Here is a 24666-nt window from a genome sequence, read left to right on the forward strand (position 1 = left end):
CACCGCCGAAGCCGGCAGCAGGAACGGCGCCGGACCCGCCACATCCACCGCCACCCCCGCCGGAACGCCCAGCGCCGGCAACGCCACATCCAGCAAGCGCGAGCCACGCACCGTCAGGTAGTCCACCTCGCCGCCCATGCCACGCGCGGACGCGAACCGGGCCAGCGTCGACTCGTCGGTGAACGCGTACAACCAGCGCACACCGTCCGCATCCGCCGCCAGCGGCTCACCGTTCTCGGTCGGCGCCAGCAACAACGCCGCACGCAACTCCGCGACCAGCGTCGGACCAGCCACCCGCCCCGCGTGCAACGCCGCCAGACGCTCGGTCAACCCCACCCCGGACACGCGCCCCCCGTAACGCTCGGCAATCAGTTCGATACGAACCTCAGCCTAGCCGACGGGCGTGACAGCGCGCCCGCCGTCCCCGAGTAACACAAGCGCCCAGGTAGGCGCACTTGCGCGACTGAACTCGTCCGAGTCACCACACGCGAGACGCGGACGGGCACTCCCCTTTCTGGGTAAGGCATCTGACGTGAGACGAGATCATGTAGCCGACCATTTGATGGGTGAGGTTGGGTAGTGTGTGAGCGCTATCGGTGAGTCCGAGGCGTCTACGACGCGCTGGTGCGCCACTTCAGCGACTACGCCCTCTCCTTCCTTGCGCGCATCGCCGGTCCTGATCTTCAGGACGTCAGTCACGAGGTGATCGCGAAGTTCCTGGCCCACGGCTTCGCCGGAGCCATCAAGGCGTGGCTCAGCGATCCGGACGTCACCAAGGAGGACCTGGTCGACGCCGCCGTGGCGTGCGCACCCGCCTGCTGGGCGGCCGGAGCCGTCACCCCGGTCGACCGCCAGGACGGTTGACGGACGTCGCTGACGAGGGTGTAGAACTCCACTGAGCCGTCGGCTCATGGAGGTTGATCACCGCGACCTATGCGAAGCAACACAGGTGATCACCTTGCCGCAACCACCAAGCGAACCCTTGAGCTGCGTGGATGACATTCTCCGCAGGCCCACCGCCGTCGATCGGAAGCAGAGTCGGTTCGAGGTAGTGCACCCGCCCCGGGGGTGCGGCACAATGCCCCAAGTGGCCCGGAGGTACTGGGGGATGGCGCATGCCAGAGGTCGCGAAAGTGCCCGGTCGGGCGCGGGGATGGCCGGTCTATGTCGGCATGGTGGGGGTCGGCGCGGCAGCTGCGGCGATTTCCCAGGTTTGGCTTTCCGGTGCCCCTGCGGTGGGCATCGGCGCACTCGCAACCACGCTCGGCTTTCTCGCCGACCGCGTCGCGGCAGGCGGCGAAAAGAACCGGAACGCGCCCGCACATCAATCCTCCGGGGAACTGTTACGCGGACGCGCAGGCCGGCTACCGCTGGTCTCGCAACTGAGCGATCCGGTTGCGGCCGGGGTGCACCCTGCCGAGTGGTCACCCGACGGAGCCCCTGCCTACATCGCCCGGGATGCCGAGCCGGAACTACTGGAGGCTATGACGCAGAGTCAGTTCGTCTTACTGCTAGGTGAGTCCACTGCGGGAAAGACACGACTCGCCTACGAGAGCGTGCGCAAACTCTTCCCGGACCGGCTCTTCGTCCGGCCACTGGACAAGGCCGCACTGCCGGCGGCCTTCGCACAGATCCGCCGTCACCGCCGCCTCGCCAGCCTGCTGTGGCTGGACGACCTGGAGTGCTACCTCGGTGCGGACGGGATTACCGAGCCCGCGCTGACTGCCTTGCTCGCCAAGCAGAAAGGCCAGGTCACGGTGGTGGCGACCATGCGGGCCGAGGAGCACCGGCGCTACGACGCCCGCGAGGAGAGCCGCCTGACCGGCTCGGACCGTGACCTGTGGCGGACGGAGCGCGGTGTGATCCAGGCTGCCCGAGTCATCCGGATCGCCCGCCGGTGGTCCGTCCCCGAGTGCGAACGGGCCAGATGGCTCGCCCAGGATCCGAGAATCGAACGGGCGTTGCGCAGCAGCAGCCGTTTCGGGGTCTCCGAGGTACTCGCCTCCGGGCCGGCCCTGCTGGACTCCTGGCGGGATGCCTGGGCGCCCGGTGCCAACCCGCGCGGCGCGGCGCTGGTCACAGCCGCCGTGGACTGCCGCCGGCTCGGCCTGCGCCGGGCGCTGCCACAGGAGTGGCTGGCCGAACTCCACCTGCCCTACCTGGCCGAGCGCGGTGGCGACGACCTCAAACCCGAGCCGCTTGAGCCCGCACTGGCCTGGGCCAGTCAGGCCGCGCACGCGACCAGCAGCCTGCTGACCGGCAGTACCACAGCTGGCTGGACCGCCTTCGACTACCTTCTCGACGTCCCCGCCCAGCGGCCGGTGCCAGAGCACCTCTGGGACGGGCTGCTTCCGCATGTGAGCGCGGCCGACTGCTACGACCTGGGCCTGGTGGCTCATCAGGAGTCCCGGCTAAGGCGCGCCACCGTGGCGCTGCGGCGTGCCCGCGACGGGGCGGTCCCCGGAGCCGACTTCGCACTGGCGCTCGTCCTGGGCGACTCCGGTCACCCTACGCAGGCCGTCCGGGCGCTCGCACCGATCCTCATCCGCCGGATGACCGAGCTGGGACCGGCACATCCTGACACCCTCGCGGCTCGGCACCAACTGGCGTTCTTCACCGCCGAGTCCGGCCGACCGGCGGAGGCCGTCCCGCTCTTCGCGACGCTGGTGAGCGACACCAGCCGGGAGCTGGGTCCCCACCACGCCGACACGCTCGCCGCACGCCACCAACTCGCCTACTACATGGGCGAGACGGGAGACCTGAGCCGAGGCATACAGCTGCTTCGGACTCTGCTGGCCGACCGCGAGCGGGTGCTGGGAAGCCGTCATGCCCAGACGCTCGCGACCCGGCGCGGGCTAGCGTGGTTCCGCGGCTGCTCCGGTGAACTCCGCTCCGCTCAAGCAGACTTGTCGCTCCTCGCGGCCGATGCCAATGCGGCGCTCGGCCCGGACGACCCGCACACCATGGCCGTCCCCGGGGCTTGGGCCTGGTTCGCTCTGCAGACCGGTCAGACGACCGAGGCGGAGGCGGAACTCGAGGCCCTGGCCGAGGACCGCAGCCGGATCCTCGGCCCGGACCACCCGCACACCCTGTCCACCCGCCTGCATCTCGCGCATGCCGTCGCCGCACTGGGCAACCCGGATGCCGCGCGGACCGCCGCCCGGCAACTACTCGCGGACGCCGAGCGGGTCCTGGAGCCCGTCCATCCGCGTATCCGGTCGATTCGGGCGTTTCTGGCCAGCTGGGACGGGTGAGGCTGGCTTGTCTCGTCCAGGACGAGGGGAGCCACACTGTGAGCCCACGGGTTCCGGAAAAGTGCTGGTTGAGATTCATCTCAACCAGCACTTTTTGCTCACGCTTCTTCGCTGGCATCGGGACCTGCTGAAGCGGCGCCATGCCGCGACCTGCGTACCGAGGTGGCGCGGACGCCCGCCCACCGTCCGCTCGATCCGCGCCATGGTCCTCCGCCTGGTACGCGAGAACAGCTCGTGGGGGTACCGTCGGATCCACGGTGAGCTTGCGGCGCTGGGCAGCAAGGTCGCCGCCTCCACGGTCTGGGAGATCCTCCGTGAGCACGGCATTCCACCCTGTGGGTGCCGAGAAGTCATCCGCCCAGCTCAGGCGGCGTGATGGTACTCGTGGAGGGTGCCACCGAGTCGATCTCGTCGGTATATCTCGAGATGTCTGATCTGCCCTGGTTCGGCAATCGGTTCGGGCCGTGGCCGAAGCGGAGCCGCTTGCCCCAAGGCCCGGTGCGGCCGATGGCCGTTGTAGAACGACTCGAACTCGCGCAGCACAGGCCAGTTCGGCGCCGTCGGCTCCCCCGAGGCCGGCGGCCCGCGGTGCGCACCGATGATGAGTACGGGTACTCATGCGCCGGCCGGGCATGCCAGGGCACGATTCGAACCATGATCGAGGGTGCTCGTCGAACCAGTCCCCGCCGCAAGCTCGCCAAGCGGGTCGCGGCGGCCGCTGTGGCAACGGCCATCGCGGGCTTCGCCGCCGTGAAGTTCGCGGACATCTGGCGCGGGGAGCCCTATCCCGTGGCCGACCCGACCGTCACCGCGCACCGGCTGGACGTGCAGACCCAGGCGGTCTACGACGCCCTCGCCCTGCCCCCGTCGGCCGGGCTCGACCCGCGGTGGCCCGGCGAGGGCATCACCGCCGACACCCTCGAATGCCACCTGAGAGGACTCGGCCACCTACTGGAGAACATGAACGACAGCCCACCCAGTGAGCCGTACACCTCCGACATCGGCGACAGCTGGGCGCTGGGCGGCGTGACGCGCCCTCAGGCGCAGGACGCACTGGAGCGGGCGCGGCAGACCCTGACACGGGCCGGCTGGGCGGTCCTCTCCTACGACAACGGCAACGCCCAGCAACTCCAGCTGCGGCTCAGGCCGCCTGCGGCCGCCCGGGCCACCGAGGGCGACACCGTCAGCGTCGCCCTCTACCCCGGCGACCGCCTCGCGGTCTCCGCTTCAGCCGACTGCGCTCGTTACCCTGACGGCACGTCGGCCAACGCCGAGGGCGAGCCGGAAAGCCTGCCCGCCCCTGCCGCCCCCGCGCAGCTGCGCCACCGCTGACCCCCTGTTGGGACAGCGTCCCCACCACGTCGAATGCACCCATCCGTCGGCCTGTCCGGAGCCACCCGGGCCATCCACGCGATGATCTCGGCGCCTCCTGCCACGGTCTGACGGCCGGGGTGGTGGTTGAAGTCCGTTGCCGTACAGCCGGGCTCGAGCCACTGGCCGCCGCAGTCGCTGTGCGGACTACTGACGCCGGGAAGGAGAAGCCGTGAAGTGCGAAATGAACTTGCGCCCGCCGACCCGGCTCGGGCAGGGTCGCGACATGTCTATGCGAAAGGGCGTCGTACGCCCGGGTCGATGACCCCCCGCACGCCGGATCAGAACCCGGCGTCCCCTGTCGAGAGTTGGCTGTCGGCTGCCCTGCGCGATCCCCGTCGGGCCGGGTACGGAACGGCCCGAAGCGCCATCTTCGACGCGGTACGGACGGACCGCACCGGCCCCGTTCCCGACCAGTTGCTCACCCTGACCAGTAACCACAGCACCGACGTGCGGCGGGCGGTCCTATGCCTGCTCACCGAGCTCTCCCACGAGGACCCACCGTGGCCCGCCGCAGCCGAACGCGCGGCAGCCGCGCTGCGCGATCGGGACCCGGCCACACGGCGCGCCGCAGCCTGGCTCCTCGCTGCAGCGGATCGCCCGCGGGCCGTACGGGCACTGTCAGACGACCCGAGTCCACTGAGCTCGACGGCACGCGTGGCGCTCACCGAAGCACTCTTCGAGCCCTGGAAGAAACCGGACCACACCGACCTCCTCGCCCTCGCGACGGCACTGCATGAGGACCCCGACCCGGCAGTCCGCCTTCGGTCCGCCCTGGGCGTGCTGCGCCTGGGCCTGTCCGAGAAACGGGAGTTCTGGGAGTCAGCCGCCTGCTTGGACCTCGAAGCCGGCGGCGCCGGCATCGGCCGGCGCGGCGGCCTGCTCGACTGGCGACCGGGAACCCTGTGGGGACTGGGCGCGCGCAACCACACCACCCAGGACGCCTGCCTCACCTGGGTCGGCCGACTCGCGGCCAGGCCGGACGCGGTAAGCCAGCAGGCTGCAGCCGACATGGCCCTGATCGCTATCCGGCACTGGCGGGCCGCCCCGACTCGCGTCGTGCCACGCCTGCGGCCGCTGCTACTGAGCGACCGCGAACCGGCGGTGCGCGTCACCACCGCGACCACGATCGGCGCTTCCCTCGAAGCCAGTCGGCTCTGCCGGGAAGAACTTGCCGCCCTTCTGCGCGACCCGCGGGCCGAGAAGCCCGCCGCGCTCGCGCTCGGTCGGATCGGTGACGCCCGTGCCGTACCGGTACTGACCCAGCTGATCCACTCCGGCGCCCTGGGCACCGAGGCTGGCGAGGCAGTAGAAGGACTTGCGGCCGCCGGAGCGGACCTCGCACCCGTCATCGAGGCCGCCCAGGCGGCCCTGCGCCGGCACGGCCGCGACTGTGCTGACGGAAGCGATCCCAGGCTGTGCTCGGCCGCGCCCACCGTATCCGTCCTGCGTGCCTGCGGCGCGGCAGCCGCGCCCGCCGTGCCGGAACTCCTCGAACAGCTCGACCGGTGGAGCCAGGACCACTACGACCCGCACGCCTGGCTGCGCACCCAACTCATCGTCAGCCTCGGCGAGATCGGCCCTGCTGCCGCCTCAGCCGTTCCCCTCCTGGACCGCCTCACGGCCCAGCCCGGGCCCAACCAACGGACCAGGGACCACGCGTTCCTCAGCCTGATCCGAATCACCCAGGACAGAGCACTGGCCGAGCGTTCCCTCGATGCCGTCGCCGAGAACTCTCGCCACCTCGTCCAGGCCGTGAATCTGCTGGAATGGCTCATCGACAACGGCGGTCTCGCAAGCACGCACGCCGAGTATCTGTGGTCCCGGGTGCGAGAGCCCCGCCACCTGCATCCACACCTGTTCGGCGTCCTGTGGAAGCACGCCGGGCAGGAGGCAGCCGACCCCATCCTGGCAACGGCTCCGCACTACCTGGGCGACGACATGTTCGGCCCGTACACCTGCGCACTGCTGACCGACCTGGGCCCCGCAGCCGCCCCCGCACTGCCCGCCCTGCGTGAGGTGATCGACCGTCAGGTGCGGTTGCCGATGTACATCGGCGACTCGGACCGCGAGCTGCGCGCCGACGAACGAATCACTGACGCCGCCCGCCAGGCCCACGCGCACATCACATCGCTCGCACCGTGTCCATAGTGCTCCAAGCGTGCGTCGACGGTGGCGGCGCGCCGCGAAGGCAGGGGCCTGCCGGTGACCCCCGTGTCCCCCGCCGCACGGGCGGAGGAGGGCCCGCTCAGCCGTCGTTCTTGATGATCTTCATGGTCAGGTGCGAGTCGACCCGGGCGACGGCCGGCAGCCCCATCAGCCGGGCGGTGAGGAAGCGCTCGTAGGCGGCATGGTCGGCGACCGCGACGCGGATGAAGTAGTCAGGGCGGCCGAAGAGCCGGCGGAACTCGACCACCTCCTCGTAGGAGGCAACCGTCGACTCGAACTCCTCCACCGTCTGCAGGTCGTTGACGCCGATCTCCACCGCGACCACCACCTCGAACCCCCGGCCGGCCGCCGCCGGGTCGATCCGGGCCCGGTATCCGGCGATGACCCCGGCCTCCTCCAGCCGCTTGACGCGGCGCAGGCAGGGCGGCGGCGTGAGGCCGACCCGCTTGGCCAGTTCGACGTTGGTCAGCCGACCGTCCTGACGCAGGTGGAACAAAATGTCACGATCAATGCCGTCCAGCATCTCTTTATTACTCACAGAGCGACTCCAGGGCAATAATTGGAAACCATATTACCGGAAATCCGGCCTAGAATTTCCCCATGAACTCCACCCCTGGCGGGACGCTCAGCCGTCCCGTTCCGCCACTTGGGCCCGCCGCCGACACAAACGCCGCCGACATGAACGCCGCCGCGCCGAGCGCCCGGAACGACCTGACGGCCGCGCTCCGGGACTCCAGCTCCGTCGGTCTGGGCCTGTTCCCGCTCGGCATCGCGTTCGGCGTGCTCGTCGTCCACGCAGGCCTGAGCTGGTGGTGGGCCACCGCTTTCACCGCGCTGGTCTACGCCGGGTCGCTGGAGTTCCTGCTGATCGGGCTCGTTGTCGCGGTCGCCCCGCTCGCGCAGATCGCCATGACGGCGTTCCTGGTGAACTTCCGGCACGTCTTCTACGCCCTGTCCTTCCCGCTGCATCGGGTCGGCGGCCGGTTCGGCCGGGCGTACAGCACCTTCGCCATGACGGACGAGGCGTACGCCCTGACCACCGGGCGGCAGGCGCGCTCCTGGAGCGGGCGACGCATCATCTGGCTGCAGGTGCTCTGCCAGGTCTACTGGGTCGCCGGCGCCACCGCCGGCGCGCTGTTCGGGGCACTGGTGCCCGCCCGGCTGGTCGGCCTGGACTTCGCGCTCACCGCGCTGTTCGTCGTGCTCGCCGTCGACGCCTACCGCGCCCGACGCGACGTCCCCACCCCCGCACTGGCCCTGGTCTGCGCACTCGCCGCGCGCTTCCTGTTCCCCGGCCAGATGCTGCTCGCCGCCACCGCGCTGTTCACCGCCGGGCTGCTGACCCGACGCGCCCTCACCCGGCACCGCACCCCCGCCCCGAAGGAGCCGACCCGTGCCTGACACGCCCTATCTGCTCGCCGCCATCGGCGTGTCGGCCGCCGTCACCTGGGGCCTGCGCGCGCTGCCCTTCGCCGCGCTCGCCCCGCTGCGGGCCAGCGCCGTGCTGCACCACCTGAGCGAACGAATGCCGGTCGGCGTGATGGTGATCCTCACCGTCTACGCCTTGCGCGACCTCCCCCTCACCAGCCCGATGCGGGCCGTACCCACCGCCGTCGCCCTGGCCGCCACCCTCGGCCTGCACCTCTGGCGGCGCAACGCCGTCCTGAGCATCCTGGGCGGCACCGCCGTCCACGTCGCCCTCGCCAGCACCCTCTTCGCCCACCCTTGACCACCGCCGCACCCGCCGAACCGAGTTGCCGCTGCAGCACTGTGATCCGATGACGAAGGGCCAGGATCTCAACGTCCTTGCCACGATCGCTCAGCGGTAGCAACCGCAGCGCGGCGAACGCGTTTCGAGATCATCAGGTACGTCAGGCGAAGCCTGGTCAGCAATCAGCACGCCGCAGCACACAAGACCCACGCCAGGCGCCCGACCTGCACAGACGTCATTTCCGGCACCCGCAGGACCAGTGCCCACTCTGAGAAGGCTCACTGCTCGACAGGTTCATGAAGACGTAATTCGCCATTCCGCCACGATCTTGCCTAAATCCCCCTTAAGCTCGCCAGCAAGGCGGCTCTCCGCCATCTCACGTACTCCCTCATGAAGTTGGGCAGCTGCCCCTTGTCTGAACGATGAGAGCAGGGGATGACAGACAGAAGCGAACCAGTAACAGGCAGCGCGCGCGGGCCCGGCCGGCGACGGCCGGGCAGCGTCGGTCTGCGCGCGACGGGCGGCGTCGCGGCGCTCGTCCTCGGACTCGGCAGTTGCTCGCTGGTGTTGGCGCCGTCGGCGTACCCGCAGGCCGGGGACGGCACGGTGACGGTCCGGGTGATCCGGGCCGTTGACACCAGCGGCGCCTGGACACCCGGGCTGGAACCGGGCATCGGCGGTGTCACGGTGACCCTCACCGATGACGCCGGCACCAGCATCGACGCGGTCACGGCGGCCGACGGCACGGTCACCCTGGCCCCGGCGCAGAGCAAGGCCACCGGCGGCAAGTACCGCGTGCAGGTGGTGAATCCGCAGCCGGGCGTGCTGTTCCCGGCCTTCGCCTCAGCGCAGGGCCTGGACGGCGCGCCGACCCAGCTGAGCAGCAACGAGGAGTTCGTCGACCTCTCCGGCAAGAAGAGCGTGTCCTACACCACCGGCCTGTGGAGCCCTGGCGACTACTGCCAGAAGAACGCGCCGCTGGTGACGACCTGTCAGCCCGCGTCGCGCGAAGGCGGATCCCAGCGCACGCTGGTCTCCTTCCCGTACGACACGCGCGGGCAGGACGGCGCCAACGGTGTCAACGTCACCGACATCGCCACCAACGCCGACACCGGGACGCTCTACGGCATCGCCTGGAACAAGGCCGACAAGCGGGTCTTCTCCTCGGCGGTGGCCAAGCGCACCACGGACTACGGTCCGGGCGGGCCCGGCGGCATCTACGTGACCGACATCGCGGCGAAGAAGACCTCGCTCTTCACCGTGGTCCCGGACGCGGGCACGACGGTGCACGGTCCGGGCACCGATGACGCCTTCCTCGCCGTGCCCGGCAAGGAGAGCCTGGGCGGCATCAAGGTCACCGACGACGGGTCCTCCCTGTTCGTCGTCAACCTCGACGACCGCAAGCTCTACGAGTACGACGCCACCGCGGCGACCGCGGCGGCGCCGAAGGCCGCCTTCAGCATCCCGGACCCGGGCTGCCCGGCGGCCGTGGACTGGCGGCCGTTCGGGCTCGGCATGCAGGACGGCGCCGGCTACGTCGGCGGTGTCTGCTCCGGCGAGTCCACCGGCAAGACCTCCGACATGCGCGTGGTGGTCATGCCGTTCGACCTCGCCACCGGGGCCTTCGGCAAGCCGGTGCTGGACCAGCCGCTGGACTACCCCCGGCAGTCCACGGTCGGTTCGGGCGCGTGCGACGGCGGCACGGGGTGGTGGCCCTGGACCAACACCTGGCCGACCTCGCAGAACGGTCAGGCCTGCACGAGTTACCTGGCCCAGCCGGAACCGGAGTTGGGCGAGATCGGCTTCGAGACCGACGGCTCGATGCTGCTGGCCTTCCGCGACCGGTTCGCCGACCGCGCGCCGGCCGGCCCCACGCCGGGGACCCCCGGCCTGGTGCTGTCGGGTGGCGACCTGAACAAGGCCTGCCCGGCGGGCGGGACGTACGTGATGGACACCAACGGCGGCTGCGGGCTCTCCCCCCGGGGCACCCGGTTCTTCGACAACAGCCGGTTGGGTGCCCACCACAACGCCGCCTTCGCGGGGATGGCGCTCTCCAAGGTGGAGGACACCATCGCGGTCTCCAGCTTCGACCCCAACAGCACGGCCTTCGGGACCGGCACCGCCTTCGTCGGACGGGACGGCAAGCAGCACCCGCCGGACGGGCTGCGGCTCAACCCCGCGGGCGTCAACTCCGCGTTCGGCAAGGGCGCCTCGATGGGCGACCTGGAGGTGCTCTGCGACCAGGCGCCGCTGCAGATCGGCAACCGTGTCTGGTACGACCCGCAGCGCACCGGCATCCAGGACCCGGGCCAGCTGCCGGTGGCCGGGGCGACGATCCACCTGTACGACGGATCGGGCAAGTTGGTCGGCACGACGAAGACGACGGCGCGGGGTGAGTACTACTTCGACGACTCCGACGTCAGCGGCGGGCTCAAGCCGAAGACCGACTACACCATCAAGCTCGACAAGCCGGCCGACTACGCCAAGGGCGGTCCGCTCTACGAGTGGGTGCCGACCGACGCGAACGTCGGGATCAACCACTTCATCGACTCCAAGGGGACCGTGCCGCCGGGTACGGCCTACCCCGTGAAGGCGCTGACCACCGGTGGGCCCGGCGAGAACAACCACACCTACGACTTCGGCTTCCGCCAGCAGGAGGGCGTGCTGCGCGTGGTCAAGCACGACCAGGACGGCAACCCGCTGGCCGGAGCCCGGTTCCAACTGTGGGAGGAGAGCAACGGCATCGACGGCCTGCAGACCGGCGGGTCGAAGCCGGACACCAAGGTGGGTGACGTCTGCGCCACCGGGGCCGACGGCATCTGCCAGGGCAGCGGCACGGTCGGAACGTACTACTGGCAGGAGGTCAGCCCGCCCGCGGGCTACACCGCGCCGGACTCGACGGTCTTCGGGCCGCTGGTCCTGACTGCCGACAACCTCACCACCGGGGTCTCGGTGACGGCGGTCAACCAGAAGATCGTCACGCCGACGCCGACGCCGACGCCGACACCCACGCCGACGCCCACACCCACGCCGACGCCGACGCCGACGCCGAGCCAGTCCGCGACGCCCACGCCGACGCCCGGCCCGACCACGCCGGCACCGGTCGTGCCCGGCCCGGGCTCCCCGCCCGGCTCGCACCTGGCCTTCACCGGCATGGACGAGCTGGTTCCGCTGGCCCTGGTCGGTGGCGCCGCGTTCACCGCGGTCGGCGCGACGATGCTCGTGCTGACGCGCAGGCGCAAGGCCTCGGCACAGCGCGGCTAGGGCCGCGGCCCCGCGAGGGGCGGCCGGCACCGGTGATCCCGGGGCCGGATCGGGCGGGTTCGCCGGTCACCGGCCGGCGAACCCGCCCGACTGCATGACCGATCGACTGCATGACCGATCGGCCGTGCAACCGATCGGCCGGGACCCGACCACTCCCCCAGCGATGAGAGAAGACGACCGCATGGCTCGTAAGACCGAGACCGCCGGCCTCGCGCCGCGCCAGGACGGCCCCGCGCCACGCCGGACCCGTTGGTCGCACCGGACCCGCTGGTTCAGGGCCTTGATCGCGCTCGCCGTGTGCGGCACCGCAGTGGGCGGCGTGGCCGCCTACCGGAGCCTGTCCGGCGGCAGCGGCGAGCGGCCGGTGACGATGGACGAGGCCTCCCGCCTGGCGCTGTCGCGACTGAACGTGTACCAGGCCAGCCCCTCGGCGGTGACCCTGACCGCCGCCGAGGGTGGCGGCGTGGTGCTGCGGGTCAGCGGGGTGGTGGACTACCGGACGCACCACGGCGTCGGGAGCTACCAGACCACCGGGGCCGGGTTCACCGGTTCGTCCGGCACGTCAGGCGCCACCGCCGCTCCGCAGCTCGACCAAGGCCTGATCGTCTGGGACAGCGACGGCCTCGGCCTGGCCCCCGCGCTGGACGGCACCCCACCCTGGCAGCAGGCCGAGCACATCCCCCGCTCGGGCTGGTCGCCGCGCTCCTACACCACCGATCCCCTGGACGCCGGGCTCCAACTGCTGATCGGGCTCGGCGCGGACCGGCCCGACAACCCGCTGCTGCTCGCCCAGTCCGGCGCCCGCTGGCTGGGCCGCGACCGGATCGACGGCCGCGACTACGACGAGATCTCCGGCCCTCGGGCCACCGGCACCACCCCGGGCAGCGGCCCCGACGGTGGGAAGTCGCCGCTGACCTACTGGGTGGACGGCAACGGCGGCCTGCGCAGGGTCACCATGCGAATGCCGGGCCTGGGCACCCCGACCACCCTGGAGTTCACCGGGCACGACGCCAACGCCAAGCTCCCGGAGGCGCCCTGGGACACGGGCACCGGCTGAGACCCGAATCCCATGGCGCACCGCGGATCCGACTACGCGTCAGTGCGCGGCCGGCACCGCACCGGAGTCCGTGGGCAGCGGGTACGCGTCCGGATCGACGGTCCCCGGCAACCCGGTCGCCGGGACGGCCGCAGCCGTCGGGTCGGGCATCGACGGCTGCGCGGGCGGCGCCGGCACCTGGCTGAACGGAACACCGGGCGGTGCCTGCACCGAGGCCGCCCGACCGCTCGGCAGGCTGCCCCGCCCGCTCGCCCCGCTGCTCGCCCCGTTCGCCCCGCAGCCCGCCAGGCCCTCCAGCCCGGCCGGGCTCTGGGTGGCCGGCTGGTTGCCGCTGAAGCAGTTGCTGGGGTCCGCGGCGGCCAGCACCAGGTCCTCGCCGTTGCCGGTGACCCGGTTGCCGGAGACCTGGTCACCGCTCGCCGGGTGCCCGGGCGGGTCGGTGATGATCACCCCGACCGCCGTGTTGCCCTGGACCAGGTTGCGCTGCACGCGGTCCCCGGTGCCCCCGCCGATGCCGATCCCGATCCCGAAGCCGCCGTCCGCCTGCTCGGGCGTGTCGGTGGCGTTGTCGTCGCTGATCACGTTGCCCGCGAGCACCGCGCCGTGCTGCGGGGCGAGCGCCTCCTGGTCGTTGGAGTTGATGGTGACACCGACCCGGTTGCCGGTGACCAGGTTGCCCAGCACCGAGACGCCCTCGGAGGCGTTGGTGATCTCGATGCCGACCGCGTTGTGCGCCATGGTGTTCCCACGGACCAGGGTGTCGCAGGGCCGGCACTGGCCGACGTAGATGCCCGAGTCGGCCTGCCCGGAGGCGTAGGAGTCCTCGATCACACCGCCGTGCGCGTCGAACGCGTAGATGCCGTACAGGCCGTTGTCGTACGTGGTCACCCTGGTCGCCCGGAAGCCCTGGACGGCGGGGAAGCGGGAGGTGTCCAGCGGGTCGTACGCCGAGCCGCCGGCCCCGCGCTGCTGCAGCTTCTGGTCGGTGACGCCGGTGAACAGCACGCCGTTGGCGAGGTAGTCGCGCACGGTGAGGTTCTCCACCACCGAGCCCGCGCCGGTCGCGGTGATGCCGTTGACCAGTCGCACCCCGCCGTCGAAGACCACCGCGTTGCGGTCCGTGCCGCGCAGCACCACGTCGGGCTTGGTGACCTGCACGCTCTCCCGGTACACACCAGGGCCGATCAGCACCGTGTCCCCCGAACGGGCGACGTCCACCGCCTGCTGCACCGTGTGGAAGTCCTGCGGCACCCGCAGCACCGTCCCGGCCGGGTGCTTCGCGTCGGCGGACGCCGAACCCGGGGAAGAGCACCCGGTGGCCGCCAGCGCCACCGCCGCGACCAGCACCGATAGGCGCACCGCCACCGCCCGAGGACCCGGCGGTCGGACCTGATGGAGACTCAACACAGGTTGGACAGACAGCATTTGCATGAAGGTGTTCTATCGTCTGCAATAGCCGCATGCCCACCGAACCGGAAAAGGCCCAGGATCCCGTCCACCCGGTCAGCGCCGGATTCGGGCGGCGCGGCGCCCTGCTCGCTGCCGGTGCGGTGCTCGCCGCCGGATTCGGCGCGGCGGCCGACGACCTGGTCAGGAACGACCGGACGGACGCCCACAAGCGCGCCCCGGCCGCGCCGCCCGAGGCCGCGACCCCCTTCTACGGGCCCCGGCAGGCCGGTGTGACGGCGCCCCAGCAGCCGGCCACCCAACTGCTCGCCCTCGACCTCCCGCAGACTTCCGCCGCCGCCGACCGCCAGACCCTGCGCACCGTCCTCGACGCGCTGACCCACGCCCTCGCCGCAGCGGCTTCCGACGCCCCGTCAGATGTCCGGCTCCAGGGCGTCGGCACCACCCGGCTCACCTCGCTGGTCGGCGTCGGCCCGGGCCTCGCCACCCGGCTCGGCCTCAACGTTCCCGCCGCGCTCGCCGAACTGCCGCCCTTCCCCGGCGACCAGCTGGACCAGGCCCGCGGCGGCGGCGACCTGCTGCTCCAGCTGTGCGCCGCCGACCGCTGGACGCTCACCGTGGTCGCCGAACTCGCCTCCAGCGCCGCCCGGTCCGCCGGCGCCACCCCGCGCTGGAGCCAGTCCGGCTTCCTCCCCGTCGCCGCCCCGGGAACCACCCCGCGCAACCTGTTCGGCTTCAAGGACGGCACCTCCAACCCCGGTCCGGCGCAGGACGAGCAGTTCGTCTGGGGGCCGCCCGGCGCGCACCAGAACAGCACGGTGCTGGTCTACCGCCGGATCCGGATGGACGTGGCCGGCTTCGCGGCCCTGCCCGCGGACCAGCGCGACCGGGCGATCGGCCGCCGCGAGAGCGACGGCGTCCCACTCACCGGCACCGCCGAACACGACGACCCGGACATCTACGCCAAGAACCCCGACGGCTCCTACGTGATCCCCGCCAACGCCCACGTCCGGCTCACCAGCCCGCGCCTCGACGGCGGTGCCCGGATGCTCCGGCGCAGCTACAGCTACGACGACGGCCCGACCGACCGCGGCCTGCTGTTCTGCGCCTTCATGCGCGACCCCGCGCAGTTCGTCCGGGTCCAGGACCGCCTGGCCACCCGCGACGCCCTCACCCCGTTCCTGCAGCACCAGGCCTCGGCCGTGGTCTACGTGCCGCCCGGCGCGGCCGCCGGAGGCAGCCTCGGCGAGCAGCTCTGGGCGTAGGGAGGCCAGCGGTCCGGTTCTGCCCGAGGTCCGAAACCGTTGGCGCACCACCCCGTTCGACCACCGCCGCGGTGCGTGCATGTCAGGTACGGCGTCGCTGAGGACCCCGCGGTCGCGGGGCGGTGGCTGCTCTCCTCCGGCATGCGCGGCCACGGGGCCGGACAACGTCCCGAACCGGACGGCCCCGGCCCCCACAGGGGCCCGAGCGCCGCCGGGTCCCGCCTCGCTTCCTCACCACCGCGCCGGCGCCAGAGCCAGCACCGGCTCCGCAGGCCTGTCACGGCCCGTGGGCGACGGCTGTCGACGATCTGACGCCGGTGGTCCGAGCGGAACGACGGACCGGGCGGGTCTCCTACCGTGACGCGCCCGGCGGATAATGGCCCAGGCCACGGACCGGCCACGCCGGCGGCACCGGCCGATGGAGAGGAAGAGGACAGATGACCTTGAAGGAAGGCCAGCGCGTCAGGTTGGCCGAGGACCTGGGGATCGGCGAGGCAGTCGCCGGGGAACCGGGGGCAGTCGTCGGCTTCCTCTCGCTGGGAGCCGGGATCGAGGGCACCGTCGAGCAGGTGGACGGAGAACTCCCGGAGAGCCATGAGGTTCGCGAGTACCAGCGGCTCAAAGCGCTGTTCGAGGACTTCGGGCACACCATGCCCGCCGCGAGCCGCACGCGGCTGGAGGCGGAGATCGCCGCGCTGGAGCCGGAATGGGCCGCGTACCAGGAGCAGGGCAACCGAATGACCCTCCAGGTCCGGCTGGACAACGGCTTCGTCCTCGGCCGAGCGCACCAGGACATCCTGACCCCGCTGTGAGCAAGGACGTCCCGGCGAAAGGGCGGCAGCCCCGGTCCCCCGCCCCGGACTGTCAGCAAGGTCCGGGCCTGGGCCCGGCCCCGCGGGGTGAAGCCCGCGCGTGCCGAAAACCGTGTCACCCTATGCGACCTGCGCGTATCCGCGGATGGAGACCGCCAAGGCGGTCGCGCCGAAGGACACGCGATTGATCATCGGCAGCGGGCGGTGCAGGCGTGCCGACACTGTCGGGGCATTGTTGACCGAGTGATCGGTGCGGCCGGTGTTCGTTGTGGTGGGCCGGGTGCTCGTCGATGACGAGGCGCAGGTGGCGCTCTCCGGTGATCAGCACGCGGTCGGTGGCCTCGCGTCTGCAGGATCCGACCCAGCGCTCGGCGATCGCGTTCATCCGGGGCGCGCCGGGCAGGATGGGCACCACACGGCGCCGATGGCGTTGAAGACCACATCGAAGCCCTCGGTGAAGTAACCGGCGTTGTCGCGGATCAGGTACCGGATGCCAGTAGTGCGAACGTCGTCCAGGCTCATCAGCAGGTTGCGGGCCTGCTCGGTGGCCCACTCGTCATCAGGCCGGTCAGGGCTGGGGAAGTGGAACCGCACACCGAGGTGGTCGGCGAGTGCCCGTCCCGCCTGCTCGGCCTCCCGGGCCTCGGGCCAGGGCGGGACAGTCCCGTTGAACAGTCGGATGTCGCCGCCGTGCCGGACCAGCGCGAGCTGGTGTTCGCTCTGCGGATCGTCCGTGAGCGCGAGCAGCACCACGAACCATCCCTCGGTGTCGCCGTCCCACACCGCCTCGATCGCCACCGGACGTCCGGGAAGCGCCCCCACAGCGCCGATCAACACCTCGAGGTCCAGCGGCTGGGTCGGGGCGCTCTCGAAGCCCTACCCCAGCACGTGGTACCGCTCGGCCACCACGTCAAGGCACGCGTACAGACCCGGCTTCGGCTCCGGACAGCCGTCCCGCATCACCGTGACCGCCCACATCCGCCGACCTGCCGCACCAGCCCATCGACCCCGGCACGGACGGCCTCCGACAGCGCGTACCAGATCGGCGACTCCACGTGCTGCTTCACCCCTCGGCCCCAACTCCTTACCGTCAGGCCTGTTCAGCCAACAAGCTCCAGATCCCGCCAGGCTCGCCCGGGGCTGCTCTCGGCCCAGATGTCGAGGAGGATCCTGACCTCGTCCATCGGCGCTGCGAGCGAGACCTGCTGAGTGCCGGCGTTCATGCTGCGCTCCTGCTCGTGGCTGCCCTCGCTGCAGCACTTGCACAGCAGGTTGACGCTGCTCGCCGGTTCCGCTCCGAAGCCTCGATCGGCGAACAGCTCGACCAGCGCCTCGAGATCGTCCGGCGCCGGGGCGGTCAGGCTGACCGTGTGGGTCGGCAGGTCGGAGGGCTCGAACAGCATGATCTCGTCGAAGACGCTGTGGCTTCGGCCGTCGACGATGCGCTCGCCGGTCGGCGCCCCGTCGTGCAACACGATCTCACCGAACCGACGTCCCGCCGTCACCGGAACACTGACAACCCGTGCCCGCGTCGGGCACAGCCGCTGCGCCCAGACCACCTCGTACTCACCGGCGCTCTCCAGCCGAACGCAGGCCATCCCGAAGCGGCCGACGATCTCGCCGTCGCCTTCAGGCAGCGTGATACCGAAGCCTGACCAGGCGTCACGGGCCACCGACCATTCACGCAACACGGTCGCGGCGATGCCCAGGTTCCAGTACGCAGGGTCGCCCTCCCCGCGCGGCGCCCGGGACGCGGCCTCCTTGCCGAGCTCGAACGCCTTGTCCCAGTTGCGGAGGAACTTGTGTGCCAACGCGGCGTCGAACCACCAGATTCCGCTCGGCTTCTCGTCGGGGTAGTGCCGCAGCACCTCCTCGTAGCGGTCTGCGGAGAGCTGCCACTGCTCCGCCTCCCACGCCGCCCGAGCCTGCTCCAACAGGGCCTTCGCCTCACCCTTGCGCACCGATGCCACTCTTCCGATCAACCGTCTCCAGGCCTGCCACCTGGAAATCCGTCGCCGAAGTGTTCCACGGCCCGACCCGAGCACCACACCGGGGGCGGCCGCAGACCCACACCCGGATGTCCTGACCAGACCCCGCCAAGAGCTGCGCCGACCAGAGGCGATCCGGACCATGGTCTCGGCACGGAGTTGAAGCCAGACCCCCGGTCTGGTTCCAGAACGCACCCTCACCTATAGCGGTCGACCCCCGGCCGGCGGCGGGCAGCCGGATCGCGGATCAGAGCCGACCGCACCATCACTCCGGGCGCCCCGCACCTGGATCGGCGAAGGGGCCGTCAGGCGCCCGAACTGCCGGGCTGATCAGGCACGGGCGACGGGGAGCCGCCCAGCATCGCCGCCGTCTCCCGGGCCAACCGGTGCAGATCCGCTGTCGGGCGGGGCAGCTCAAGCAGCAACACGGTTCCAGCCGCGAGCGCTGCCCAGGCGACGGCGGGCACGCTGGCCGTCGTGGCTTCGTGGGCGATGCGGAAGTGCTCCTCGGTGACACTCAGACCGAGACCCATCGCGCGCCAAGTGAGAATTGGGAAGCGTCACGTGGTCCGGCGTCGTCGAGCAGACGCAGCAACGCGGTACGGGCCAACTCGGCGCGCCCCTGGCGGCGGACCAGGGACGCCCAGGCGAGCTCAGGCTCGTCCTCCGGGTCCACCTCGTAAGTGGACTCGAACTCAGCCGCCCACCTGCTCAACTCATTGCGGTGGGCGGGATCCTCCGAGTAAGCAGTGGGTGTCGACGCTCGCTTCGCGGAGAGCGCAGGAGCTGGTGGTCCTGGGCCAGCGGGAGCGATCAGTGCCCGCTTGGCGATGATCCCCGGGAGAATCATCGGTCAACGACACCGCCCCGCTCGGGCACCCACAGGCCCACGCCGAAGTGCTCGAACAGCGGGGCCATCACGGCGAACTGGCTGCCGTAGAACGCGCGCTCGCTGGAACCGATGGTGACCGCGTCGAAACTCCGGCGCGGGTAGGCGAGATCCGCGACCAGCGCGGCCGCCTCCGGCCGGCGCGCCCACGGCACCACCAGGCTGTGGCCAACGTCGAAGTACTGCGCCACGATCCGCCCGTGCCCGGACGCTACCGCGTCCGCCCGCTGCAGCTGCCAGGCCCGGGAGGTGGCCGGATCCTGACGGTCCTCGGTGGAGCCCCCCGTAGAACGCGAACCGCAAGCCGCCCGGCCCGGAGGGCTTAGCCTGGTGCGGCCGCTGACCGCGCTCACGGACCCAACCAATCAACGTACCTGAGGCTTCGTCCGCTCCACTACTCTCCGAAACATCAAAGTCACGGCCGAAACCTGCCGTAGGTCGACGATCCGCGCCGCACCTCCGAGCCTGACCACACCGAGGACACGGTCCTCAGGGGACGGAACCGTCAACCCAATGAGTCCCTCCCCGGCTGAATACTCGTCCGGCCCCTTGCCCACGCTTCGGCCCGCAGCTTTGACGACGGCATCGGTGCCAGCTGCAGTTCCAGTCAGGCGCACACTGTCCGACTGTCATAGGCCGTGCTGATCAGGGATCTTCATGACGTTGCGCTGTGATGGGAGGGTTGTCGCTACCGGGTATGGCGCCGCCAGAAGGTCGGACGCCACCAGTACAGCGCCGTCCGGTCATCGGGCCACGGAACTCGCTCCAGACTGTCGTGGTCTTCGAACGAGTCGCGCCATGGGTCGATCGGACGCCAGGTGGGGTCCAACGGCTCGTCAGGCTGCGGTCGGCGGACAAATCTCAGGCCGCGCTGGTCGCAGGCCCCAAAGCACTGAAAGTTCTGCTGGGCCTCAGTGAGTGAGATCCGGTTGGCTCCGTCCGTTGTCGGCCAGCGCAGTTGCGTCAGGTCGTCTTCCCAGAAGCAGACCCGGCAGATCGCGGACGAGCCCGGCATCTCGTCGTGGACCAGGTGTCCGCAGCAGGGACACGGGTAGCGGTCCCCAGGTCGACCGGCGTGTTCGGCGTCCCAGGACTCGAGCCCGTCCAGCCATGCAGGCAGTGTCTCGACGGAGCTGCGCCACGCGAGCGGGATGCCCTCGGTGCCGACCCGGGAGGCGACGATGCCGCCGACGATGGCGCAGGTGGTGTCCACGTCGCCGCCGGCCGAGGCGGTCGCCCACAGCGCCGCCTCGAAGTCGGTCAGGTGCCGGGCAGCGCACCACAGCGTGAATGGCACCGTGTCGACGGCGCTGACCTGGCGTCCGTTGCCGAGCCGGTGCGCGGCCAGTTCGACGTGCGGCTGGTCCAGGAGTGTGCGGGCTTCGGCGATACCGTCACGCACCCTGCTGCGTGGCGTGTGGGCCAGAACGGCATCCAGCAGGTCCGCGCCGGTGACGGGCTCGGTGCGGCCACGCGCGGCCCAGCACGCGGCGAGGGCAACCGCCACCGCGCCCGCCACGGCCTCGGAGTGGGTGTGCGTCACCTCGGCGGACAAGGCTGCCTGCCCGGGGACCCGGTCGGGGTCGAGGAAGAACCAGGCGCCAAGCGGGGCGACGCGCATGGCGGCTCCATTGCCCCACGAACCCTGTCCATCGAACAGCCCGGCGGCCAACTCCCGCCACGGCTCGCCCTGCCGGACCAGGCGCAGCAGTCGGTTCATCGCCGGGCCGTAGCCGCGATCGAAGTCATGTCGCTGGGCGAACGACCGCACCAGCGCGTCCTGGTCGATTTCGCCGCTTCGCATCACGTTCCGATAAACGGTGCAGGCCATCTCCGTGTCGTCGGTCCAGGGCCACCGTGGGGGTGGGAGCTGCCGTCCGCGCAGGGCGGGCAGGTTGTCGGGAACGAAGAACTGGGCGCCGAAGGCGTCGCCCGTGGCTAGGCCGTTCAGGGCGTCACGGGCGATGGCGATGTGGTCGCAGGGGAGGCTGTCGAAGGTTTCGGGGTGGGAGGTCATTGCCGGGCATCCTGCCAACCCGGTCGGGGCCTCGGCGAGCGCTTTTTCGGGCCGCCCACGCGCCCCGCTCGTTGCGGCCTTCGCCCGGCAGGATCACAACGCGAACCGAGCGCACGATAGGCGGACGACCTCAAGGACAGCGGGCTGACGACGCAGGGCGACGAACACGTTGATGACCCGTCAGGTATGCCGGACAGGGGGCGAGGCAACACGACTGATCACCCTGCCTCAGCCGCCGCAAGCCCTTGAGCTGCACGGACGACATTCTCGGCAGGCGCTGCCTCCCAACATCAAGGCACGGCCGGCGGAGACCCCCGCGTGACCCTGTACTTCACCTCCACCTCCTGCTCGTGGCTGAACGTGGTCGAGATCCTCTTCGGGATCACCACCCGGCACGCCATACGCCGAGGCACCTTCGAGCCCGTCCCTTAAAGCCGCCGTCCAAGCCCGCGACCCTAGTCACGGGCCGTGCGCTGCGGCCGTGCAGGGGCGCCGGCCGCCTCGCCGATGGCATGGGGCAGGTGAGGCGGCGTCGAGCCGGGGGTCTCCGGGGTGGGGGTGGCGCCGGGGTCGGTCGTGGCGGTTGGGAGCTTGCGCAGCAGGGCCGGGGTGAGGTGGCGGTACGCCGCTGGGTTGATCGGGTTGAGCCAGTGCGAGGCGCGCATCAGGACGTTGATGTTGAGACCGAGGTCGCCCAGCACCTCGTCGACGTTGTGCATCGAGAAGGGAATGATCTTCGTGCCCTTGCAGTGGTGCCCGTCGGTCGCGGTGTCCAGGAACGCCAACTGGTCGACGACCGCCTGGCGCACCTCCTCCGTGCTCGGCAGCGGTATCGCTCGCGCGATCGCCGCCGCGATCCACAGGGCCGCCATCTCGGCGTTGAGCGGACTGAAGAACGAGGAGTTGTAGCCGTTGAAGTACAGCCCGGGGATGTCCGGGGGCATGATCTGGCGGTAGAGCATGAAGTTCCCACGCTCGTCCAGCAACCCCTCCTGTACCTCCGCGGGGAGGAACGGTACGGCCTGGGTGAAGCCGGTCGCGCACACGACGAGGTCGGCCGGGAGCGTCGTTCCGTCCGCGAGCTGGGCGAACGGCCTGCCGTCCCGGGCGAGCAGTCGGGTGATCGTCTGGTCCCGGCGCACCCCGATGCGGCCGTCGGCGACCGCTTCGAAGAAGCCTTCGGTCGCGAGCCCGATGGCGCCTCGGACGATGCCCTCCATGCTGCCGCGGGGGACCAGGGCCAGTCGCCGGAGGCCGAACTGACGCACCGAGACGGAGCCGACGGAGTCGAGCATCCTGCGGCGCAGGCCGTTGCCCGGGCCGTGCAGGAACTTCTCGAACCCGCGCAGCCGCAGATAGCGGAAGAGTGCTTCGCCCATGCGGGTCAGCAGCAGCATCTTGAAGTTGAGGAAGCCGCCGATCCTGCGTGGCACTTTCCACAGCAGCTGCCGCGCGATCACCTCGGTGCTCTCGGCCGCCTCGCTGATCGCCACGGCGACGTCGCAGGCGGACTTTCCGTAGCCCACGACCAGGACGCGTCTGCCCTGGGCGTCCTGGGCGTCGTGGAACTCGGTGGCCGCGCACAACCGCCCGCCCGCTGCGGTGAATTCCTCCACGCCCGGGTACGAAGGGATGGCCGGTTCGCAGAACACGCCGTTCGCCACGACGAGTTGGTCGAATTCCTCGGTGGAGTGCGTGCCCGCGCCGTCGGTCGTCTCGATCGTCCAACCGCTGCCGACGCCGTCCGGGCGCGCGGCGCTCACCTCGGTGTTCAGCCGCAGCGTGCTGTCGAGACCGAACGCCGTGGCGTAGGCGGCCAGGTATGCCTGGACCTGCTCCCCGCTGGGCCACTCGGGGAACTCCTTGGGCATCGGGAAGTCCGAGAGCGAGTACTGGACCCCCGGGCTCTGGGTCGTCAGTCCCGGATAGCGTCGTGTCCGGCTCCACACACCCCCGACGTCGGGCGTCCGGTCGAACACCTGGACCGTGTGCCCGGCCTGGGTGAGCACCTTCGCAGTGGCGAGACCGGCGACGCCGGCGCCGATGATGGCGATCCGCATGGTCAGCCCACCTCGGGCGGGAGTTGGAGCTGGATGCCGAACTCGGCCATGATCTTCTTCATCAGCGAGACGTCCTTCGGACCCGGGGGCATGTCCGCCAGCGCCTGGTAGTACTTCTCCAGGCCTGCCGGCGAGACCACGGAGATGACCCGCGACTCCTCGCCGTACGGGTTGCGGAACGCGTGCACGACGTCACGCGGCAAGTAGAGGTAGTCGCCGTGCTCCAGCACGAACTCCTCGTCGCCGAGGCGGACATCGAGCCGCCCGGCCAGGCAGATGAAGGACTCGTCCTCGCGGGTGTGCAGGTGCGGAGGAGGGCCGTCGACCCCGGCCGGAATCGTGTACTCGAACATCGAGTAGGCGTCGCGGGTGGACGCGCCGTCCGTCTTCATCGTGATGCCGAGCCCGATCGCTGCGATCGCGTGTCCCTCACGCGAGGGCAGCAGGTAGCCACCACCGAGAGTCATCGTCGTCTCCTCAGATCACCGCACCGACAAGTCGTCGGTACGCCAGCGGTCACAGCATTCGGTGTCGCGAGCTCGCGGCGCAAGCACATGTCCCGCTCACTGAGACCGTGCGTGTTCGGTCCTCCTCAGCGACGCTGCGAGTAGGCCCTGGAGGCGGCCGCCGCGGCGAGCCGGACCGCGGGCCCGATCCGGTCCGCGCGCACCAGGCCGGTGGGGCCGGTCACCGACAGGGCCGCGACCACCTCGCCGAGCGGTCCGAAGACCGGGGCGCCCAGGCAGCTCACGCCGATGTTGCCCTCCTCGCGTTCGATCGCCCAGCCCCGGGACGGGATCGCGGTCAGCTCGCGCAGGATCGCGACCGGACTGGTGAGGGTGCGCGGCGTCCTGGCGGGCAGGTCGGCGGCGAGGACCGCCTCGATGGTCCCGGTGTCGCTGTAGGCGAGGATGGCACGGCCCAGGGCCGAGCAGTAGGCCGGGACCCTGCCGCCGACTTGGGAGAGCATCGGCATGGGCCGGTGCCCGGTGATCTTCTCGACGACCAGGACCTGTGTTCCGTCGAGCACGCCGAGCTGCACCGTCGTCTTCGTCGCGTTGTACAGGTCGTGTAGGAACGGCAGTACGGACTCGCGCAGTTCGTGCCGGATCGGTGCCAGGCCGGAGAGCTCGAAGAGGCGGTTGCCGATGCGGTACCGGTCCTTGGGCTTGTCCAGCCAGCCGAGGCGGATCATCCGCTCGGCGGTGCGGTGCGTGGTCGAGCGCGGCAGGCCGCACCGGGACACCAGGGCCGCGAGGGTCAACTCCCGGTGCTCGGCGTCGAAAGCGCCCAGGATCGCCGCCGCGCGGTCCAGCCCGCCGAGGCTGCCCTTGTCGCTGCCCTTGTCGCTGCCGGTGTCACAGCTGGTGTCCCGCTCAGCGGGACTCATCGTTGGCTCCGG

22 protein-coding genes and 2 pseudogenes are annotated in these 24666 nt (G+C 70.9%); 11 read left to right on the forward strand and 13 right to left on the reverse strand.

Features of this window, described 5'->3' with window-relative positions:
- On the reverse strand, nucleotides 1-330 hold a 330-nt coding region (locus ABH937_RS23090), incomplete at its 3' end, for an SseB family protein (RefSeq protein ID WP_370219294.1).
- Between the two features lie 294 nt (nucleotides 331-624).
- On the opposite strand from ABH937_RS23090, the gene ABH937_RS23095 reads away from it, so the two are divergent.
- The 3 genes and pseudogenes from ABH937_RS23095 to ABH937_RS23105 form a co-directional block, all read left to right on the forward strand.
- Complete coding sequence (locus ABH937_RS23095; protein WP_370219295.1) at nucleotides 625-864, forward strand: hypothetical protein; 240 nt, start codon at nucleotides 625-627, stop codon at nucleotides 862-864.
- A gap of 620 nt (nucleotides 865-1484) precedes the next feature.
- Entirely contained in the window at nucleotides 1485-3254 is a 1770-nt protein-coding gene (locus ABH937_RS23100) for a tetratricopeptide repeat protein (RefSeq protein ID WP_370219296.1), read from the forward strand.
- 100 nt (nucleotides 3255-3354) lie between these two features.
- A pseudogene (locus tag ABH937_RS23105) lies at nucleotides 3355-3603 on the forward strand (integrase); the annotation flags it as partial.
- Between the two features lie 14 nt (nucleotides 3604-3617).
- Here the strand turns inward: ABH937_RS23105 and ABH937_RS23110 are convergent.
- Nucleotides 3618-3794, reverse strand: a pseudogene (locus tag ABH937_RS23110) (integrase); the annotation flags it as partial.
- Between the two features lie 114 nt (nucleotides 3795-3908).
- Between ABH937_RS23110 and ABH937_RS23115 the strand changes: the two are divergent.
- Nucleotides 3909-4586 carry a hypothetical protein gene (locus ABH937_RS23115; RefSeq protein ID WP_370219297.1) on the forward strand — a complete coding sequence of 226 codons (678 nt, stop codon included), beginning with the start codon at nucleotides 3909-3911 and terminating at the stop codon, nucleotides 4584-4586.
- Between the two features lie 300 nt (nucleotides 4587-4886).
- A complete protein-coding gene (locus ABH937_RS23120; protein ID WP_370219298.1) occupies nucleotides 4887-6776 on the forward strand; it encodes a HEAT repeat domain-containing protein in 1890 nt (629 codons plus the stop codon).
- Nucleotides 6777-6873: 97 nt separating this feature from the next.
- Here the strand turns inward: ABH937_RS23120 and ABH937_RS23125 are convergent, their stop codons facing one another.
- Complete coding sequence (locus ABH937_RS23125) at nucleotides 6874-7317, reverse strand: Lrp/AsnC family transcriptional regulator (RefSeq protein ID WP_280692960.1); 444 nt, start codon at nucleotides 7315-7317, stop codon at nucleotides 6874-6876.
- Nucleotides 7318-7472: 155 nt separating this feature from the next.
- Between ABH937_RS23125 and ABH937_RS23130 the strand changes: the two genes are divergently transcribed.
- From ABH937_RS23130 to ABH937_RS23145, 4 genes are all read left to right on the forward strand, one after another.
- The gene (locus tag ABH937_RS23130) at nucleotides 7473-8195 is read left to right on the forward strand and encodes an AzlC family ABC transporter permease (protein WP_370219399.1); all 723 of its coding nucleotides are present in this window, start codon (nucleotides 7473-7475) and stop codon (nucleotides 8193-8195) included.
- Nucleotides 8188-8523: a branched-chain amino acid transporter permease gene (locus ABH937_RS23135; RefSeq protein WP_280692927.1), complete on the forward strand. Its 336-nt coding sequence runs from the start codon at nucleotides 8188-8190 to the stop codon at nucleotides 8521-8523. Before ABH937_RS23130 ends, ABH937_RS23135 begins: the two co-directional genes overlap by 8 nt.
- Nucleotides 8524-8940: 417 nt before the next feature.
- Nucleotides 8941-11769 carry an SdrD B-like domain-containing protein gene (locus tag ABH937_RS23140; protein WP_370219299.1) on the forward strand — a complete coding sequence of 943 codons (2829 nt, stop codon included), beginning with the start codon at nucleotides 8941-8943 and terminating at the stop codon, nucleotides 11767-11769.
- A gap of 181 nt (nucleotides 11770-11950) precedes the next feature.
- Nucleotides 11951-12826 (forward strand): hypothetical protein, encoded by an 876-nt coding sequence (locus ABH937_RS23145; protein ID WP_370219300.1) that lies wholly within the window; start codon nucleotides 11951-11953, stop codon nucleotides 12824-12826.
- Nucleotides 12827-12865: 39 nt separating this feature from the next.
- Here the strand turns inward: ABH937_RS23145 and ABH937_RS23150 are convergent, their stop codons facing one another.
- The gene (locus tag ABH937_RS23150; protein ID WP_370219301.1) at nucleotides 12866-14191 is read right to left on the reverse strand and encodes a right-handed parallel beta-helix repeat-containing protein; all 1326 of its coding nucleotides are present in this window, start codon (nucleotides 14189-14191) and stop codon (nucleotides 12866-12868) included.
- A gap of 95 nt (nucleotides 14192-14286) precedes the next feature.
- On the opposite strand from ABH937_RS23150, the gene ABH937_RS23155 reads away from it, so the two are divergent.
- Both ABH937_RS23155 and ABH937_RS23160 read left to right on the forward strand, forming a co-directional pair.
- The gene (locus tag ABH937_RS23155; RefSeq protein WP_370219302.1) at nucleotides 14287-15498 is read left to right on the forward strand and encodes a Dyp-type peroxidase; all 1212 of its coding nucleotides are present in this window, start codon (nucleotides 14287-14289) and stop codon (nucleotides 15496-15498) included.
- A gap of 437 nt (nucleotides 15499-15935) precedes the next feature.
- Nucleotides 15936-16310, forward strand: coding sequence for a hypothetical protein (locus ABH937_RS23160; protein WP_370219303.1), 375 nt, complete (start codon nucleotides 15936-15938; stop codon nucleotides 16308-16310).
- A 115-nt stretch (nucleotides 16311-16425) separates the two neighbouring features.
- Here the strand turns inward: ABH937_RS23160 and ABH937_RS23165 are convergent, their stop codons facing one another.
- The 9 genes from ABH937_RS23165 to ABH937_RS23205 all read right to left on the reverse strand — a co-directional run bounded on the left by ABH937_RS23165 (nucleotide 16426) and on the right by ABH937_RS23205 (nucleotide 24654).
- On the reverse strand, nucleotides 16426-16695 hold the full coding sequence (locus tag ABH937_RS23165) for an integrase core domain-containing protein (RefSeq protein ID WP_370219304.1): 270 nt from the start codon (nucleotides 16693-16695) through the stop codon (nucleotides 16426-16428).
- Complete coding sequence (locus ABH937_RS23170) at nucleotides 16692-17147, reverse strand: hypothetical protein (RefSeq protein ID WP_370219305.1); 456 nt, start codon at nucleotides 17145-17147, stop codon at nucleotides 16692-16694. Before ABH937_RS23170 ends, ABH937_RS23165 begins: the two co-directional genes overlap by 4 nt.
- A gap of 263 nt (nucleotides 17148-17410) precedes the next feature.
- A complete protein-coding gene (locus ABH937_RS23175) occupies nucleotides 17411-18178 on the reverse strand; it encodes a tetratricopeptide repeat protein (RefSeq protein ID WP_370219306.1) in 768 nt (255 codons plus the stop codon).
- Nucleotides 18179-18603: 425 nt separating this feature from the next.
- On the reverse strand, nucleotides 18604-18831 hold the full coding sequence (locus ABH937_RS23180) for a hypothetical protein (protein ID WP_370219307.1): 228 nt from the start codon (nucleotides 18829-18831) through the stop codon (nucleotides 18604-18606).
- A 313-nt stretch (nucleotides 18832-19144) separates the two neighbouring features.
- Nucleotides 19145-19378, reverse strand: a complete 234-nt coding sequence (locus tag ABH937_RS23185; RefSeq protein WP_370219308.1) for a hypothetical protein — start codon at nucleotides 19376-19378, stop codon at nucleotides 19145-19147.
- Nucleotides 19379-19875: 497 nt separating this feature from the next.
- On the reverse strand, nucleotides 19876-21204 hold the full coding sequence (locus ABH937_RS23190; protein ID WP_370219309.1) for an ADP-ribosylglycohydrolase family protein: 1329 nt from the start codon (nucleotides 21202-21204) through the stop codon (nucleotides 19876-19878).
- Nucleotides 21205-21659: 455 nt separating this feature from the next.
- Entirely contained in the window at nucleotides 21660-23264 is a 1605-nt protein-coding gene (locus ABH937_RS23195) for an NAD(P)/FAD-dependent oxidoreductase (RefSeq protein ID WP_280692918.1), read from the reverse strand.
- A 2-nt stretch (nucleotides 23265-23266) separates the two neighbouring features.
- Complete coding sequence (locus ABH937_RS23200) at nucleotides 23267-23731, reverse strand: cupin domain-containing protein (RefSeq protein ID WP_280692916.1); 465 nt, start codon at nucleotides 23729-23731, stop codon at nucleotides 23267-23269.
- Between the two features lie 125 nt (nucleotides 23732-23856).
- Entirely contained in the window at nucleotides 23857-24654 is a 798-nt protein-coding gene (locus tag ABH937_RS23205) for an IclR family transcriptional regulator (protein ID WP_370219310.1), read from the reverse strand.
- Between the last annotated feature and the right edge of the window lie 12 nt (nucleotides 24655-24666).

This window comes from Kitasatospora sp. GAS1066B (genome assembly GCF_041262605.1).
Lineage (GTDB): Bacteria > Actinomycetota > Actinomycetes > Streptomycetales > Streptomycetaceae > Kitasatospora.

What these genes read in the sequence shown, in the direction of transcription:
- ABH937_RS23120 (WP_370219298.1), top strand. Translation starts at nt 4,887, where the DNA reads ATGACCCCCCGCACGCCGGATCAGAACCCGGCGTCCCCTGTCGAGAGT.
- ABH937_RS23200 (WP_280692916.1), bottom strand. Translation starts at nt 23,731, where the DNA reads ATGACTCTCGGTGGTGGCTACCTGCTGCCCTCGCGTGAGGGACACGCG.
- ABH937_RS23155 (WP_370219302.1), top strand. Translation starts at nt 14,287, where the DNA reads ATGCCCACCGAACCGGAAAAGGCCCAGGATCCCGTCCACCCGGTCAGC.
- ABH937_RS23100 (WP_370219296.1), top strand. Translation starts at nt 1,485, where the DNA reads ATGACGCAGAGTCAGTTCGTCTTACTGCTAGGTGAGTCCACTGCGGGA.
- ABH937_RS23130 (WP_370219399.1), top strand. Translation starts at nt 7,473, where the DNA reads ATGAACGCCGCCGCGCCGAGCGCCCGGAACGACCTGACGGCCGCGCTC.
- ABH937_RS23165 (WP_370219304.1), bottom strand. Translation starts at nt 16,695, where the DNA reads ATGAACGCGATCGCCGAGCGCTGGGTCGGATCCTGCAGACGCGAGGCC.
- ABH937_RS23180 (WP_370219307.1), bottom strand. Translation starts at nt 18,831, where the DNA reads ATGGGTCTCGGTCTGAGTGTCACCGAGGAGCACTTCCGCATCGCCCAC.
- ABH937_RS23125 (WP_280692960.1), bottom strand. Translation starts at nt 7,317, where the DNA reads ATGCTGGACGGCATTGATCGTGACATTTTGTTCCACCTGCGTCAGGAC.
- ABH937_RS23205 (WP_370219310.1), bottom strand. Translation starts at nt 24,654, where the DNA reads ATGAGTCCCGCTGAGCGGGACACCAGCTGTGACACCGGCAGCGACAAG.
- ABH937_RS23140 (WP_370219299.1), top strand. Translation starts at nt 8,941, where the DNA reads ATGACAGACAGAAGCGAACCAGTAACAGGCAGCGCGCGCGGGCCCGGC.
- ABH937_RS23145 (WP_370219300.1), top strand. Translation starts at nt 11,951, where the DNA reads ATGGCTCGTAAGACCGAGACCGCCGGCCTCGCGCCGCGCCAGGACGGC.
- ABH937_RS23195 (WP_280692918.1), bottom strand. Translation starts at nt 23,264, where the DNA reads ATGCGGATCGCCATCATCGGCGCCGGCGTCGCCGGTCTCGCCACTGCG.
- ABH937_RS23160 (WP_370219303.1), top strand. Translation starts at nt 15,936, where the DNA reads ATGACCTTGAAGGAAGGCCAGCGCGTCAGGTTGGCCGAGGACCTGGGG.
- ABH937_RS23115 (WP_370219297.1), top strand. Translation starts at nt 3,909, where the DNA reads ATGATCGAGGGTGCTCGTCGAACCAGTCCCCGCCGCAAGCTCGCCAAG.
- ABH937_RS23190 (WP_370219309.1), bottom strand. Translation starts at nt 21,204, where the DNA reads ATGACCTCCCACCCCGAAACCTTCGACAGCCTCCCCTGCGACCACATC.